Origin of the sequence: Dyella acidisoli (assembly GCF_030160295.1) — a bacterium.
Taxonomy (GTDB): Bacteria; Pseudomonadota; Gammaproteobacteria; order Xanthomonadales; family Rhodanobacteraceae; genus Dyella_B; species Dyella_B acidisoli.
The window spans coordinates 70318-85877 of the sequence record NZ_BSOB01000010.1; the positions used below are offsets into that span (position 1 = coordinate 70318).

The following is a 15560-nucleotide window of genomic DNA, read 5'->3' on the forward strand; positions in this document are numbered from 1 at the left end:
GCATGAAGCTCTCGCGTTTCGCCCGACTGGTTTGCCTGCTCATCGCCGGAATCATGCTCGCCGCCTGCCAGCGGCACGACGAAGCGGCGCCATGGCAGCTCACCGATATTTCGGGACATATGCCCGACCTTTCCTTCCGGCTTACCGACGATCAAGGTAAAGCCGTTACCGCAGCTGATTACCATGGCAAGGTCACCCTGCTCTATTTCGGCTACACGCATTGCCCGGATGTTTGCCCGCTGACACTCGCGCATCTGCATGTAGTGATGCAGCGGCTGGGCAACCTCGCTGATGGCGCGCGCATTTTGTTCGTCAGCGTAGATCCATCCCGCGATACGCCGGAGGCATTGCATGCGTACGCCAACGCGTTCGATCCGCGCGTCGTTGGTTTGACAGGTGCGCCAAGCGATATCGAATCACTTACCAAACGCTACCGCGCCGCTTTCAGTCGCGAACCTGACAAATCCGGTGGCAGCTATGACGTCAGCCACAGCTCCGGCATCTACATTTTCGACGCCAACGGCCATGCACGCTTGCTTGCAACTCCGGAAGATTCGCAAGACAAGCTGATCCATGACCTGCACCTGTTGCTGAGCCCCGGAGGGGCCACATGAAACGGCATGCACTTCTTGCATGGTTGATGACGCTGCTGCCGCTCGCTGCATGCGCGACGCAGGCGGAGCAGATCAAGGCTGGTTACGCATGGATTCGCCTGCTGCCTGCTGATCTACCCGCAGGCGGCTATGTGCTGCTGAACAACCAAGGTACGTCCAACGCAATCCTGGTTTCCGCGCAAAGCGGCACCTATGGCTCAGTCATGCTTCACCAGAGCTCGACCGATACGCGCGGCAGTGACACGATGCGCATGCTCGATCACCTGACTATTCCAGCCCATGGGCAAGTTGCATTGGTTCCAGCTAGCTACCACCTGATGTTGCAGCAAGCGAAACATCCCTTAAAGCCGGGCGACAAGGTCGATATCACCCTGAACTTCGCTGACGGAAGCCACTTGCAGATACCCTTCCTGGTTCGCCCTGCCAACGCAACTGATTGAATGACATAAGCCATGCGTCTTTTTGCGATTTCCGATCTGCACCTGGACTACGCGGCAAATCGCGAATGGCTGCAGCAGTTGTCTCGGCATGAATACAACGACGATGTATTGATTCTGGCCGGCGATGTGTCCGATCGGCTCGCGCTACTCGATGAAGCATTCGGGACACTGACAAAACGCTTTTCTGCCGTGCTGTTCGTGCCCGGCAATCATGATCTGTGGACTACGCGCGAGCGCATGCATAGTTCGTTCGAAAAGCTCGATGCCGTATCGGCAGCTGCAGACGAGCATGGCGTACGCAGGGATATTTTTCGAGCAGGTGATCTTGCGATCATTCCACTACTCGGCTGGTATGACTATTCCTTCGGTGCCGCGGACGACTATCTCAAAGCCGCATGGGCCGACTACCGCGCCTGCCAGTGGCCAGGCCACGACGATGTCGCGCTGACGCGGTTCTTCACTGAGCGTAACCCTACGCCATCAACACCCTTACTGCAGCACGCAGGTCAGATCATCACCTTCTCGCATTTCCTGCCGCGCATCGACCTTATGCCGGAACGCATTCCGGACAAGCATCGGAAGATCTATCCCGTATTGGGCACTACCGTATTGGATAAGCAACTTCGCGCACTCGGCTCAAGCATGCATGTGTATGGACACAGCCACGTCAATCGTCGCGTGATGCTCGATGGCGTCACCTACATCAACAACGCCTTCGGCTATCCCTCGGAAGCACACTTCACGACGCGCGAGCTCGTGCAGGTGTTGTAATCCTCAATGGCTTACGCCACCCGCAGTAACGTTGGAAAGCGCCTGCACTGCTCGCGCCTGGCGCCGGATGCGTCCGCTGCGCGAAAGCCGCAACCATTGCCGCATCGCCAATAGACCACCAACGGTTTCGATCGTCGCGGCCGGCACCCAGATGATGATGCCGCCGATCAGCTGCCCAGTAAACACGTTGAAATTGAAGGCACGCCCGCAGATTTCGAAGATCGGGTAAAGGTCGGTTTTGGAGAATGTGATGATGGCGCCGGCCAGGATCTGCGGCGCCATGGTGAAACCGGGCGACAGTACGCGCAGGCCGGGAATCATGCGTCCTGGCGGTCGTGGACGATGATCGAGCACCAGCCACCAGTACACGAAGCCGCTGACGATCATCGACCAATTCATGAAGCGATAGATGCGCCAATCGAGCATCGCCATGGTCTGCATCGAGGGGATCAGCCACATTAAAACAAAGGCGACGAACAGGATGGTCGCGACAGCCGGATTGAGCAGCACCGCGCTTATCAATCGCCATGGCCACGCGCGCAGCGCAGGGCGCAGCACGTGGATGCGCCAGCGCAGCGGCAGGCCGGCACGCAGCACTGATCCCGGATACGAAGCAACGATCATCAACGGCGCCAGATGATGCAGCAGCAATTGCTGGATGCGATGCATGAAGAATTCATGCTCAGCGTAGAAATCGAAATAGGTGTGCAGGCTGAGGTAGACGATTGTCATGCCTGACCAGAACGCCATTTTGCGACCGATGCTCACTGGCAGCTTGCGGCAACCGCGTGAATACAGCACGCATGTGCCGAGAAAGCTCAGCAGGAAGACCCAGGAGAATTCCCAGGGGATTAGCCATTTGAGCAGGATGGCGGTCATGGACGTTCTACAACACTCCCCGGCGACTTGTAGCTTGCGATGGAAGTCCTCGCGCCTCAGAGGCCGTCATTCCCGCGAAAGCGGAAATCCATCTTGCTGTGATCTAGAAAGCGAAGAATGGATTCCCGCTTTCGCGGGAATGACGGCCGTGAGGGAACACATGCTTTCATCACAACATACATCCACCTGAAGCGTACACTCCTTCGTAGCAGTGCTTCTGCGGCATATCGCCCTCACCCACTACGCTGCCTGCGATTCCGCCGCGTACGCTTCCAGCCATACATCAACCCAACCAGCGTAATCAACGCCGGCAGCATCACGATGTTGATCACCTTCAGCCGCGTGCCCAGCGCGTCGATCTCGGCATTGAGCTGGTGCTGCACGTCACGCAGCTCCTTGCTGATGGCCAACTGGCGTTGCAGGAATTGCTCGATTTCCTGCTTCTGTTCCGCACTGGTCGAAGTATCGCGCGTGCCTTTGCTCGGCTGGAGTTCTTCCAGGCGACGCTTGGTGTCGGCAAGCTCGCTTTCCAGCTCCTTTTCTTTCTGGAGGAACTTGCGGTCGGCGACTCTGCGCAAGCCTTGCACGCGGGTAAAGGGACGTTGCGAGGTGGAGCGCCCGCGAATCGACAGCAGTGCGGAAGAACCGCTGAGGTTGTCCACCATGTTGTTGATGAAGTCGCCGTTGTTGGCGAATGCGCTCAACAGCGGCTGGCCGAGGAAGCTCTGTGTTTCCACCCATAGGCGGTCAGTGAGCAAGTCGGTATCGGCCACCAGGATCACTTCGGCGTTAGGCGCCGAGGTCGAAAGATGCCCTGGCCGCTTGGCAAATTCCGGGAAGGCGCTGGCAAACGTGCCGCGCAGACGGGCAGCGATCACGTAGTTCTGGCCCTGCGGCTGATAGCCGTCCAGCAGGCTGGAAGGATTGGTGCTTGCTTCGATCACACGCTGCGTGGGCACCACTTCGGCGTCGGAGCTGCTTTGCATCAGCGGGATCAGCCGCGTGTTCGCATCCGGCAGCAGGTCGAAATGCCCAGTGGTGGATACGTTGACGCGTTGCAGGCTGGCGGTGATCACATCATCGCGATTGAGTTCGGATGCGCTCAGGCCAAGCATGGCCGGATGTGCGAGATTAGCCCCGGCTAACTCAATCTGCAGCGCGCGTGCGCGATCGAGCACAACCTGGTCCGGATTGAACGAAACGCCCCAATCGGCAAACAGGCGCGGCAGGTTCGAGCTGTGATTGTTGGTGGCGCTGGTCGTATCGTCGATCAACGGCGCGGGATCGGATTCGGAGAACGGATCGACGAACACCACCAAATGCCCGCCCCCGAGTACGTACTGGTCAAGCGCGTACTGCACATCCGTGGAGAGGTTCTTGGGATGGATCAGCAGCAGCACTTGTATGTTCTTGTCGATGTGCTTGAGCTTGTCCGTGTCGATCATTTCCACATCGAACAGCTGCTGCAGCTGATGCATTACTGACCAAGGTTGTGCCCCTTGCGCGGGAGCACCCATCACTGGCAACTCGGTGATCACACCGATGCGCGGCTTTTCCGGCTCGCTCAACTGATACAGCAACTTGGCTACGTCGTATTCGAGAAAGGTTTCCCGGTTCGGATCGAAGAAGGGAATCGCCAGCGTACGATCGAAGCGTTTTTCGCGCGCCTGCTGCGGGAAATCAGCCAGCGTATCTTGTGCCGCCTCGCTGGTGGGTGGACGTGTGGTGCCGACTAGGCCGAAGAAAATGCGTTCGCCATTGCTGCCGCCGTTGAGTGGTGTAAGGCCATTGCCTTCCGCGCTGGCTTCGTCGTCGGAATACGGCACGGGGTCGGCAATCTGCAGGCGGATGCGGCCGTGCGAACGCGCCACGATTTCCTGCAGCATCTCGGCCACGCGCTGTTCGTAGCTACGCAGCGTGGGCAGGTCTTTCGTAGCATGCTGGGAGAAATACAACGTGAGCCACAGCGGGCGATCTACGTTATCGACGATCTGCCGTGTGCCGGGCGCGAGCGTATAGAGGCGATCCTGAGTCAGGTCGAAGCGCTCTGGAGCCAGCCAGCGGCTTGTGATCAGAGTGATGCTGCAATAGGCGACGATCAGCGCGAGCAAACCGCTCAGCAAGATCGTGCGTCGACGTAAGGGGAGCCCGAACATGTCAACGACTCCGCTTCATATCAAGCACCAGCACACCAGCGGTAAGCCACGCTGCAATGGTGAGAATGAAATACAGGAGATCGCGTATATCCAGCACGCCGCGCGCGATCGCTTCGTAGTGGCGCAACATGGACAGGTGAGCTATGCCGTTCACCAGCCGGCGTGGCAAAGTGCCCTGAAAGAAATCCAGCACCTGCGATTGCCCCGCCAGGATCAGTAACACACACACCACGGCGGTAAGAATGAAGGCCACCACCTGGCTGCTGGTCACGGTCGACAGGCATGCACCGATCGCCAGAAATGCTCCCGCCATCAGCCAACTGCCGATGTAGCCGGCGATGATGATGCCGTTGTCCGGCGAACCTAAGTAGTTGACGGTCACCCACACCGGAAAGGTGAGCAGCAGGGCAAGACCGACGAATAGCCATGCCGCCATAAACTTGCCCAGCATGGCTTGCCACAAGTTGATCGGCAGCGTCAGCAACAGCTCGAGCGTGCCCGCCTTGGCTTCCTCAGCCCATAGGCGCATCGATACGGCCGGCACCAAGATCAGATAGAGCCATGGATGCATCACGAAAAACGGCTGCAAGTCCGCGATGCCGCGATCATAGAAGTCGCCGACGTAGAACGTGAGGATGCCGGAGAGCACCAAGAAAATTACCAGGAACACATACGCAACCGGCGTCACGAAATAACTGCGCAATTCGCGGCGCACCACCGCCATGACCGGGCTCATGGTTGCGTCCCCGCTTCGGCACCCAAGGTGATCTGGCGGAATACCTCGTCGAGACGTCCACGTTCAAGCTGGATTTCGGAAATCTCCAAACCTTGCTGACGCAACAATGCTTCGACCGGCTCCAGGATACGTTCGCCGGGCTTGGGGAAAACAGTGATGCGACCATCGAGCGGATCGACTTCGATACCGGCCACCTGCGGCAGGCGTCCGAGCATTTCCTGCGACACGCCGCTGCCCTGTGCACTGAAGGACACCGCACCGTGATAGCGCGAGCGTGCTTCCAGTTCCGCTGGCGTGGCATCTGCACGCAACTGTCCACCGGCGATGATCACCACGCGATTGCACAACGCGTGCACTTCTTCGAGCAAGTGCGTGGAGATCAGGATGGTGCGCTCGCGCGCCATCGCATCGATCAGCCGGCGCACCGTGTGTTTCTGATTGGGATCGAGGCCATCGGTAGGTTCATCCAGCATCAGCACCGGCGGATCGTGCAGGATGGCTTGTGCAAGTCCCACACGCCGGCGCAGCCCCTTGGATAGGGTATCTACGCTGACACCCAGCGCCTCTTCCAATTGCAAATGGCTCACCACATCATCGAAACGACGACGCCCCACGTCGGAGCGCAAGCCGCGCATGCGCATGATGAACACCAGGGATTCGCGTACCGTCATTTCGCCGTAGCTCGGCGCGCCTTCTGGCAGATAGCCAAGCGCGCGCTTGGCCTTGAGCGGTTCCTTGGCTACGTCGTGACCGCAGACGCGCGCGGTACCCGAAGTGGGCGTGAGAAAACCGGCGATCATGCGCATCGCCGTTGTTTTGCCCGCGCCATTGGGCCCCAAGAGGCCGAGCACCTGGCCCGGTTCGGCGTAGATGCTGAGCGCATCCACTGCAGTCAAATGGCCGTAGCGCTTGGTGAGCTTGTCGGTCTCGATCATGTCCGCTCGCGAAAGGAACCGCAGAGCAATGTACCGCAAGGAAGAAACTCTAGAAATGAGCGCTGCGGCGTGCCCAACGGGAAAACATCATCCCCATGCTACAGAAGCTCAACAAGGGCCGACATCAGGCCGCATCGTGGAACTGGATGCGCTGCACTTTCGCGCGAAACTTCTTCTTTGCCTGCCACATGTCGTAATCGCATTGCATGTGATACCAGCTCCCTGGCGTGGTACCCAAGGCTAGCGACAGGCGCAAGTCCATTTCTGGGCTTACGCCCATGGAGCCATTGACCAGACGCGATAGCGTGACGCGTGATACACCAAGCTTTTTGGCTACGTCAGTAACCGACATATCTGCAAGCCATTCGCGCAGAACTTCGCCAGGATGCGGAGGATTATGCATGGCGCTCATGATGCCGTTTTACCTCTTCATGCCTCAGTGGTAATCCTGATAGTCGACCAGCACAGCATCGCCATCTTCAAACGCGAAGGTCAGGCGCCAGTTGCCATTGACCCAAACCGCCCAATGCCCACCCAGGTCACCGCGCAAAGGATGAAGCTTCCAGCCCGGCACGTTCATATCCTTGGGTTCTAGTGCTTTGTCCAGTCGACCCAATTGCAATCGGAGTCGATTCGCATGGGTTGTCTGGATACCTCGCGTAGACCCGGTGAGAAAGAATTCTTTGATACCTTTGTGCCGGAACGTCTTAATCATGAGCATCGTATCGTGTATCGCCATACGATACAACGCGACTCGACCAATCATACATAGGCCGATTTCGCTCATCTCAAAAGAAAAAGCCCTCCGCGAAGGAGGGCTTTTCTGGATCACGTAGTGTGCCGCTTACTTCACCGGCGCTGCGGCGGTGCTCGCCGGTGCCGGTGCCGTGCTGCTGGAAGCCGGCTGGCCGTTCGCGTTCATCACTGCCGGCTGCTTGATGCCGGCCTGCTGTTCCGGCGTCTGCTGCGGCACTGCGCCGCCGTTCGACGAATCCTGCAGCGGCAGATATACGGCGAACTGCGCGTAGGTTTGGATGGCGCCCGTGTTGTCCTTCACTTCCGGCTGCACAAGGATGTCGTACAGGCGGTTGATCACTTCGTCGTACTTGTAGCCGTGGGTCTGCGAGTAAGCCTTCAGCATGTCGCGCGTTTGCGGCACGCCGGCAGCGGTACCGTTCCACACTGCTTGCAGTGCCGGGCCACCGAACGCAAGCGTAGCGCGCACGTTGTTGTCGACAACCAGACGGCCAAAGCGATCCTTGCCACCCGGCTGGGTGTTGTCGGCGTTGGCCGGGTTGGCGGCCGTGCTGCTGGAAGCAGGCTGCAGCTGATCGTTCAACGACGGCGGCGTCGGCGGCGTGAGCTTCACGCTCTGGCCCGCCACGGTGAGCGTATCGGTATTGATCGGCTCGGCCACGTCGAAGGTGTAGGTCTCATCACCGTAGTTGGTGGTGAAGATGATGCGCGGACCGTTGGTTTGCACGCCCAGCTTCTTGGCCGCATCCTGGATCTGCTTGATGGCGGCGTCGGTGGCTTCGTTCAAACCATCCAGGCCGTCCTTGCGCTTCATCGATGTGGACACCAGCAGTACCGGCGTCGGCTTGGTCTGCTGCACGTACGGATCGAGCGCGCTGTAATCGATGTTCGGCACACCAGCCAGCACGTTCTGCAGGCTGTTCAGGCTGTACTGGATGAAAGCGTCCGGCTGGCCGTGGATGTACAGATTGGAGTAACGGTCCATCAGATTGAAACCGTAGCTCACGTCATACGACCAGGTGATCTTGGTCAGCTTGCCGGTGTTGCCCTGACGCAGCAGGTCCAGGGTGAAATGCTTGTCGCTGCCGCGCCAATCGTTGTCCACGTTCCAGATGATCTGGGCGCTGTTGACGGTGGTGTCGATCTTGCTGAAGTCGGGCGTAGCGGACGCCACGGTCAGCTTGCCGGTGCCTACCTTCTCATCCTGGCTGTTCCAGCTGATCTCCGAACCGGCGCCATAGGCGTTGCCGGAAAGGGTGTACTGGGTTCTCGGGTCGTACGCGCGGAGCACGGCGTAATCAGGGAAAGTGCGGAAATTGGCTACTACGTCATAGACCTGGCGCAGGTCTTTGCTCACCACCAATGACCGCTCAACGTGGCCACTGCCGGGCATGATGATGCCCACCACGACGCCGACCACGACGACGATGATGAGGGCAACAATGAATTCCAGAACACGCGTCATTCCAGGTTTCTCCGAGACGTCTCTCTAAGGCGGTGAACAGCGCCGGTCGGAACGGGACCGCCAAAAAGAGTCTTCCCTCGAGGGAAACCGCATCAGGACGGGGGATCGGCCGGCGCCTAAGCTGCCGATGGTACTTGCTCGCGCGCAGGAACGCTACGGGCCGAGACGGCCCGGAGCCGCGTTGCGAAGCAGCATTTTCCGACGACTTAAAGCAATCGGAGAATTAGACGATACCTAGCTCTAATGCCTTGAGCACGGCGCGGGTTCGATCACGCACGCCAAGCTTGGACAGAATATTGGAGACGTGATTTTTCACGGTGCCCTCGGCCACCTTGAGCGAATTGGCAATTTCCTTATTGCTGTAGCCACCGGACAAGAGACGCAGGATCTCCGTCTCGCGCTCGGTCAGCGGATCGGGCTGCTCCAGGCTGGTGAACTGATTATGGATACGGCCCACACCAGCCAGCAGACGCTGGGTGACCATCGGCGCCACCAGCGAACCGCCATTGGCAACAGTGCGCACCGCTTCCACCAATTGTTCCAGCGACACATCCTTCAGTAGATAGCCGCGCGCTCCGGCCTTGAGGCCCTGCAGCACGAGCTGGTCGTCGTCGAACGTGGTGAGGATGATGGTGGGCGGCAGCTCGTTGCGTGCCGACAAGGCTTGCAACACTTCCAGTCCGCTCATGTTGGGCATGCGCAGATCCAGCAGCACCACGTCGGGCTTGATGCGTGGAATATCCTGTACGGCTTGCACACCATCGGCGCATTCGGCCACCACGCGAATGTCCTCCGCCAGATCGAGCAGGGAACGCACACCCTGGCGCACCAGGTTCTGGTCGTCGACAAGACAAACGGAAATCATCGCGGGTCCCTCACAGCAGTCACGGCTACTTCCAGCCATATGGCATTCTGGCAAGTCATCAGGTCAGGCTCAATGCGGGTGGCTCGAAACGTGAAGGCGTATGCGCCAGCACCGACGGTTCGCCCAATGGAAGACGGATGCTGAGGGCAAAACCCTGCCCTACCTCGCTCTCAATCGTCACGGTGCCACCGAATTCGGCCAAGCGCTCACGCATGCCGGCAAGACCGTTGCCGGGCGTGATATCGCTGGTGCCGCGGCCATCGTCGCGTGCGCACAGGCTCAATAATGTCTCTTCTTCATAAGTAAAGGCGAGCCACAGGTTGCGGGCACCGGCGTGCCTGGCGGTGTTGGTGATGATCTCCTGCACACAGCGCAGCAGCACCTGCGCGCGGCGCGGGTCTTCCACGCTGAAGCGCGGCGGGATGGTCAGATGCACGTGCAGGCTTGGCACACCATCGATCAGGCTTTGCAGGGCCTGGGTAAGGTCGATCGCATCATCTTGCCGCAGTTCGCTCACTGCCTCGCGCACGTCGGCCAACAACAAGCGCGCTGTGCTTTGCGCCTTGCGCACATGCACCGCGGACGATTCGTTGCTGAGATGGCTGGCCACTTCCAGATTGAGGCTGAGCGCGGTCAGGTGATGGCCGATCACGTCGTGCAGCTCGCGCGCGATGCGCATGCGCTCTGCGATGCGCGTGGATTCGGCGAGCAGCGCACGCGTGGCGCGCAGTTCGGAGTTGAGCCTGCGCTGACCCTCCCGCTCCTCCGCCAATTGGTTGGCCACCAACGACGCCACAAAACCGAGCATGGCGAACGCGGTATAGATGCAGGCCTGCAGCGCACCCAGCATGAGGCTGTGCTTGAGTTCCGCGAACGTCGAAAACAGCAGCGCCATGCTGACCGTCTGCAAGACGATCCAAGCCACACCCGCCCAGAACGGCACCAGCCAGGGCAGCACTACCGCCACCACAACCAGCAGCGTTGCAGACAAACCACTGTGGCTGTACCACCCCACCATCACTGCGGTGGCGGTGAGCAGCAGCAGACCGATCAGTCGTGCCCAGATATGGGTGCGGGCGCCAAGGTTGTTGGTGATCAATAGATAGAGGACGCCGAACAGCAGATAGGACAGCGTCCACAGCAGCAGCGAGAAATTGGGCCGCTGCAGCAAATCCAGCCGCTCAGTCGCCCAATTGGTGAACAACGGCGTGCCGTCGCACAGATACGCGATCAGTCCCGTGATACGCAGCAGCCGGATGTGGTTGAAATTGGTCATCGCCATGCCTGCATCATAGGACCGGCCCAGCGCGAGGGAATGCGCGGGAAGTCATGCGCGCTATCGTACGACCCCAGCTCGGGTCCCGGCGCCGCGATCAGGCAGTGCTAGTATTCGGTTTTACAAAGCTTTTACATGCGAATTCATACCGCAATACGGCATGTGCCGCCTCGTGCCACATGCCATAATGCGCGTCGAGTTGGGCCGTCAGTCGGTCTTAATTAGCCACCCTTACAGCGGAGCAACGAATGGCCCTTGCCATCCGCGACGTGCGCGAGCACGACTTGGATGCCGTACTGGCACTCAACAACACTGCCGGTCGCTCCATCCTCGCCCTGGACGCCGAACGGTTGCGCTACTTCTACGAACAGGCCGACTACTTCCGCGTGGCCGAGATCGACGGCCATCTCGCCGGCTTCCTGATCGCCCTGCGCGATGGGCGCGATTACAGCAGCCCGAACTATCTGTGGTTCAGCGAGCACTATCCGGCGTTCGTCTACATCGACCGCATCGTGATCGCCAACGCTTATCGCCGTCACGGCCTGGGCCGCATTTTCTATTGCGACGTGAACAGCTACGCCGAAGTGCGGGTGCCTTTGCTCACCTGCGAAGTGTTCCTGGAGCCCGCCGACGACGTGGTGGTGCTGTTCCACGGTACCTACGGTTTCCAGGAAGTGGGGCAGCAACGCATGGGTGAACGCGGTCCACAGGTGAGCCTGCTCGCCAAGGATCTGCCCAGCTACACCTACGTGCGCGACACTTACCTCGAAAACGAAAACAGCGGCCTGCCCGACCTGCCCTGGCTCGCCGGCCGCGATCTCCCTTTAGCCAACCAAGATGCCAAGGCGCGCCGCCTCGCCGGAGAGCGGCGTTCATGAATGCAAAAATGGAAACCTCTGATGCCTGCGATCTGCGCTTCGGGCAGGTCGGCATTGCCTGTGTGCGTGTGCGCCGCCCCGATGCTGCGGCCTTGTGCGAAGAGCTCGAACGCCGCGTGCGCGCCGCGCCGCAGTTGTTCTCGCGTGCCGCGGTCGTCCTCGATCTGAGTCATCTACTCAATCTGCCGGACGACGGCACGGTCGATGCTCTGCTCGAAGCCGTACGCAGCGCCGGCATGCTACCGGTAGGCCTTGCCTATGGCACCAGCGCCACGGAAGCGCTGGCGCAACGCATGGGCCTGCCGTTGATCGCCAAGTTCCGCGCTGCCTATGAGCCTGCCGATGGCGGCAGCATCGCGCCGCCAACCCCTTCCGCTGCGCCAACTCCGGCACCTGTACCAGCACCGGTGCGCGAACCGGTACTGTCGCAACCGGAAGGTTCGGTTGGCGCACAACGCCACGACGGCACGGTGCGTTCCGGACAGCAGGTGTATGCGCGCGATCGCGACCTGATCGTGGTCGGCACCATCGCCAATGCCGCCGAAGTGATCGCCGACGGCAGCATCCATATTTACGGCAGCCTGAAGGGCCGTGCGATGGCGGGTGCGCAAGGCGACACGAAAGCGCGTATTTTCATCTCGGATTTCCGCGCGGAACTGGTGGCCATCGCCGGCCACTACCGCGTGTTCGAGCAGATACCGAAAGACCTGGAGGGCCAGTCTGTGCAATGCTGGCTCGACGGCGAAAAGCTGCTGATTGCAGCGCTGAAGTAACACTACTACTAAAAAAACATATTTTTCGGAGATGAGCCTTGAGTGCTGAGATTATCGTTGTGACGTCCGGCAAGGGCGGCGTTGGCAAGACCACCACCAGCGCGTCACTTGCCACGGGCCTGGCGATGAGCGGCAAGAAAGTGGCCGTGATCGACTTCGACGTCGGCCTGCGCAACCTCGACCTGATCATGGGCTGCGAGCGTCGCGTGGTGTACGACTTCGTCAACGTCATCCAGGGCGAGGCCACCATCAAACAGGCGCTGATCAAGGACAAGCGCCACGAAAATCTCTACGTGCTCGCCGCCAGCCAGACGCGCGACAAGGACGCGCTCACTCAGGAAGGCGTCGAGAAAGTGCTCGACGATCTGTCCAAGGACGAGTTCGACTACGTCATCTGCGATTCGCCCGCCGGCATCGAAAAAGGCGCGCACCTGGCAATGTATTTCGCCGACCACGCGATGGTGGTGGTGAATCCGGAAGTGTCCTCGGTGCGCGACTCCGATCGCATCCTGGGCTTGCTCGCCAGCAAGACGCGCCGCGCCGAACGCGATAACGGCTCCGTCACCCAGCACCTGCTATTGACGCGCTATAACCCCTCGCGTGTCGAACAAGGCGAAATGCTCAGCGTCAAAGATGTAGAAGAAATTCTCGGCATCAACGTCATCGGCGTGATTCCCGAATCGGAAAACGTACTGGCTGCCTCCAACTCCGGTGTGCCGGTGATCCTGGACGACAACTCCCACGCCGGTCAGGCCTATCGCGACACCGTGGCCCGCTTGCTCGGCGAAACCCGCCCGATGCGCTTTCTCGACGCACCCAAGAAGGGCTTCTTCCAGCGCGTATTCGGAGGCTGAGCGCCATGGGTATCCTCGATTTCCTGAAGCGCAAGCCGGAACCCACCGCCGCCGTGGCGAAAGAACGTCTGCGCATCATCGTGGCGCAAGAGCGCTCCACCCGCGGCGCGCCCGACTACCTGCCGCTGCTACGCAATGAGCTGCTCGAGGTCATCAAGAAATACGTCAACGTCGACCTGGAAGCGATCAACATCAATGTCGAGCGCGACGCCGGGCATGAAGTGCTGGAGCTGTCGGTGGCACTGCCGGATGGCAAGCCGGCTGGCAGCGCAGCAACCTAACCGTGCTTAGTCCCCTCTCCCCTCCGGGGAGGACATTTCCTCCTTCCCTTTTCCCAAGGGAAAAGGGCCGGGCTGAGGGGCCACGGCTTGCCTCAACCTCCCATAGTGCCGTGCTCTGATTTACCTGCATCGCAAGATTGTCCCCTCAGCCTAACCCTCTCCCCCGGAGGGGAGAGGGGATATGGTTTGAGGGGGAGAAAACATCGTGTCCTCATCCATCCTTCGCCTCGTCGACATCGACCGCAGCTTTGTCGAGACCTTGCTCGCCCATTACGGCCTGAGCCTCACGCTCGTCGCCGACGGCGCAGCCATCCCAGGCAGTTTCTGGGGTGACGATGAGGCCGGCATCATCGGCCACACCGTGTACGCGCGTGGCGACACGCCGATACATTCGGTGCTGCATGAAGCCGGCCATTTGATCGTGCTGCCGCCGGAACGCCGCAGCGAAGTGCACACCGACGCCACCGATTCGATCGAAGAAGAAGATGCCGTCTGCTATTTGCAGATCGTGCTGGGCGATGCACTGCCCGGCGTTGGACGCAAACGGATCATGCAGGACATGGATGCCTGGGGATACACATTCCGGCTCGGCTCGGCCCGCGCATGGTTCGAGCAGGACGCCGAAAACGCAAAAACATGGCTGATCAAGCACGAGCTACTGACAGAAGCCGGCGAACCGCTATAGTCGCCGTCGCCTTATCGCCGCGAAGCCCACCGTGCTGAAGAACACGCGCTATTACGACCCTATCAACGACTTCCGTCGTGCCGTCGCACGCCGACTCATGCGCCTAGTGTTTGGCAACCATGGGCAACCGACATCGGAACCGCTGCCGGCCAAGGGCATCTATCGCATCCTGGTCTGCCATGTGAGCCACAGCCTGGGCAACACACTGCTGCTGACGCCGCTGCTATCGGAACTGGAAAAGGTCTATCCCGCGGCGGAAATCGACATCCTTACACGCAGTCCAATCGCCAAGAGCGTCTACGGCCACTTCTTCAACGTGCAGCGCATCTTCCGGTTGCCGGCGCACGGCGTAGGCCATCCACTCCAGTTCTTCGGCACACTGCGGCGCATGCGCAAGATCCGCTACGACCTGGCGATTGACGCCGATCCCTTGTCGCAAACCGGCCGTCTGCTCACGCTGTTGTCGAACTCGACATATACGCTGGGCTTCAGCAGCCGGAAGAAGCACGGCGAGATCACCCATGCAGTGCCGCTGCCAGACAATCTGGAAAGCAAAGGGCAGCGCCCCGTGTATCTCCTGCGCCATGCAATGGGGCGTGACGTTGCGGCGGATTACCCAGTGCCGGACATCCGACTCAGCGCCGGCGAGCGTGCGCAAGGCAAAGAGGCGCTGATGCGTTCGCTCACCGCCAGCGGCATAACCTCACCAGGGCGCGGCATTATCGGCATCTTCGGCAATGCCACCGGCGATAAGCTGCTGGGCGAAGCATGGTGGACACGCTTCATGCAGGTGCTGGAAGCGGCGCATCCCGAGCATCGCATGGTGGAAATTTTGCCGCACTCGGGCGAATCGATGCTGGGCTCGCGGTATCCCGCGTATTACTCCAGCGACCTGCGCAAACTCGCCTGCGTGCTCTCGGGTTTGGACGTCTACATCAGTGCCGATTGCGGCGTGATGCATCTGGCTTGCGCTTCAGACGTGCCGACTATGGGCATCTTTACCGTGACCAATGCTGCCGAATGGGGGCCCTATGGCCCTGGGCGCCATGTGATTCACGCGCAGAGCAAGGAACCGGAAGAGGTCGCCCGCGTTATCGCTGCGATGCCCGAGCTGAATATGCCCCCTCACGGTCGTCATTCCCGCGAACGCGGGAATCCATTTTCAATGGATGCATCAGAGCAAGATGGATTCCCGC

18 protein-coding genes are annotated in these 15560 nt (G+C 60.0%); 9 read left to right on the forward strand and 9 right to left on the reverse strand.

What is annotated here, in order from left to right; translation table 11 throughout:
- Positions 1–2: 2 nt before the first annotated feature.
- The 3 genes from QQJ86_RS05100 to QQJ86_RS05110 are packed head-to-tail and all read left to right on the forward strand — an operon-like array spanning position 3 to position 1825.
- The gene (locus tag QQJ86_RS05100; RefSeq protein WP_284319843.1) at positions 3–614 is read left to right on the forward strand and encodes an SCO family protein; all 612 of its coding nucleotides are present in this window, start codon (positions 3–5) and stop codon (positions 612–614) included.
- Positions 611–1054 carry a copper chaperone PCu(A)C gene (locus QQJ86_RS05105; RefSeq protein ID WP_284319844.1) on the forward strand — a complete coding sequence of 148 codons (444 nt, stop codon included), beginning with the start codon at positions 611–613 and terminating at the stop codon, positions 1052–1054. The genes QQJ86_RS05100 and QQJ86_RS05105 overlap by 4 nt, the downstream gene beginning before the upstream one ends.
- 12 nt (positions 1055–1066) lie before the next feature.
- The gene (locus QQJ86_RS05110; protein WP_284319845.1) at positions 1067–1825 is read left to right on the forward strand and encodes a metallophosphoesterase; all 759 of its coding nucleotides are present in this window, start codon (positions 1067–1069) and stop codon (positions 1823–1825) included.
- 3 nt (positions 1826–1828) lie between these two features.
- Here the strand turns inward: QQJ86_RS05110 and QQJ86_RS05115 are convergent, their stop codons facing one another.
- From QQJ86_RS05115 to QQJ86_RS05155, 9 genes are all read right to left on the reverse strand, one after another.
- Positions 1829–2704 carry a cytochrome c oxidase assembly protein gene (locus tag QQJ86_RS05115; RefSeq protein WP_284319846.1) on the reverse strand — a complete coding sequence of 292 codons (876 nt, stop codon included), beginning with the start codon at positions 2702–2704 and terminating at the stop codon, positions 1829–1831.
- Positions 2705–2937: 233 nt separating this feature from the next.
- The gene (locus QQJ86_RS05120) at positions 2938–4860 is read right to left on the reverse strand and encodes a Gldg family protein (RefSeq protein WP_284319847.1); all 1923 of its coding nucleotides are present in this window, start codon (positions 4858–4860) and stop codon (positions 2938–2940) included.
- A 1-nt stretch (position 4861) separates the two neighbouring features.
- Positions 4862–5596: an ABC transporter permease subunit gene (locus tag QQJ86_RS05125; RefSeq protein ID WP_284319848.1), complete on the reverse strand. Its 735-nt coding sequence runs from the start codon at positions 5594–5596 to the stop codon at positions 4862–4864.
- Complete coding sequence (locus QQJ86_RS05130) at positions 5593–6531, reverse strand: ABC transporter ATP-binding protein (protein ID WP_284319849.1); 939 nt, start codon at positions 6529–6531, stop codon at positions 5593–5595. Before QQJ86_RS05130 ends, QQJ86_RS05125 begins: the two co-directional genes overlap by 4 nt.
- 124 nt (positions 6532–6655) lie before the next feature.
- Positions 6656–6943, reverse strand: coding sequence for a HigA family addiction module antitoxin (locus tag QQJ86_RS05135; RefSeq protein WP_284319850.1), 288 nt, complete (start codon positions 6941–6943; stop codon positions 6656–6658).
- Between the two features lie 24 nt (positions 6944–6967).
- Entirely contained in the window at positions 6968–7246 is a 279-nt protein-coding gene (locus QQJ86_RS05140) for a type II toxin-antitoxin system RelE/ParE family toxin (protein WP_284319851.1), read from the reverse strand.
- Between the two features lie 129 nt (positions 7247–7375).
- The gene (locus tag QQJ86_RS05145; RefSeq protein WP_284319852.1) at positions 7376–8752 is read right to left on the reverse strand and encodes an SRPBCC family protein; all 1377 of its coding nucleotides are present in this window, start codon (positions 8750–8752) and stop codon (positions 7376–7378) included.
- A gap of 223 nt (positions 8753–8975) precedes the next feature.
- Positions 8976–9617, reverse strand: coding sequence for a response regulator (locus QQJ86_RS05150; protein WP_126683082.1), 642 nt, complete (start codon positions 9615–9617; stop codon positions 8976–8978).
- A 58-nt stretch (positions 9618–9675) separates the two neighbouring features.
- The gene (locus QQJ86_RS05155; protein ID WP_284319853.1) at positions 9676–10899 is read right to left on the reverse strand and encodes a sensor histidine kinase; all 1224 of its coding nucleotides are present in this window, start codon (positions 10897–10899) and stop codon (positions 9676–9678) included.
- Between the two features lie 242 nt (positions 10900–11141).
- Here QQJ86_RS05155 and QQJ86_RS05160 point away from each other — a divergent pair, with 242 nt between their 5' ends.
- The 6 genes from QQJ86_RS05160 to QQJ86_RS05185 form a co-directional block, all read left to right on the forward strand.
- On the forward strand, positions 11142–11771 hold the full coding sequence (locus QQJ86_RS05160) for a GNAT family N-acetyltransferase (RefSeq protein WP_284319854.1): 630 nt from the start codon (positions 11142–11144) through the stop codon (positions 11769–11771).
- Positions 11768–12544: a septum site-determining protein MinC gene (gene minC / locus QQJ86_RS05165; protein ID WP_284319855.1), complete on the forward strand. Its 777-nt coding sequence runs from the start codon at positions 11768–11770 to the stop codon at positions 12542–12544. The genes QQJ86_RS05160 and minC overlap by 4 nt, the downstream gene beginning before the upstream one ends.
- Before the next feature lie 38 nt (positions 12545–12582).
- The gene (gene minD, locus QQJ86_RS05170) at positions 12583–13398 is read left to right on the forward strand and encodes a septum site-determining protein MinD (RefSeq protein ID WP_284319856.1); all 816 of its coding nucleotides are present in this window, start codon (positions 12583–12585) and stop codon (positions 13396–13398) included.
- Between the two features lie 5 nt (positions 13399–13403).
- A complete protein-coding gene (gene minE / locus QQJ86_RS05175; RefSeq protein WP_284319857.1) occupies positions 13404–13679 on the forward strand; it encodes a cell division topological specificity factor MinE in 276 nt (91 codons plus the stop codon).
- Positions 13680–13884: 205 nt separating this feature from the next.
- Positions 13885–14364 (forward strand): hypothetical protein, encoded by a 480-nt coding sequence (locus tag QQJ86_RS05180; protein ID WP_284319858.1) that lies wholly within the window; start codon positions 13885–13887, stop codon positions 14362–14364.
- 31 nt (positions 14365–14395) lie between these two features.
- On the forward strand, positions 14396–15560 hold a 1165-nt coding region (locus QQJ86_RS05185; protein WP_284319859.1), incomplete at its 3' end, for a glycosyltransferase family 9 protein.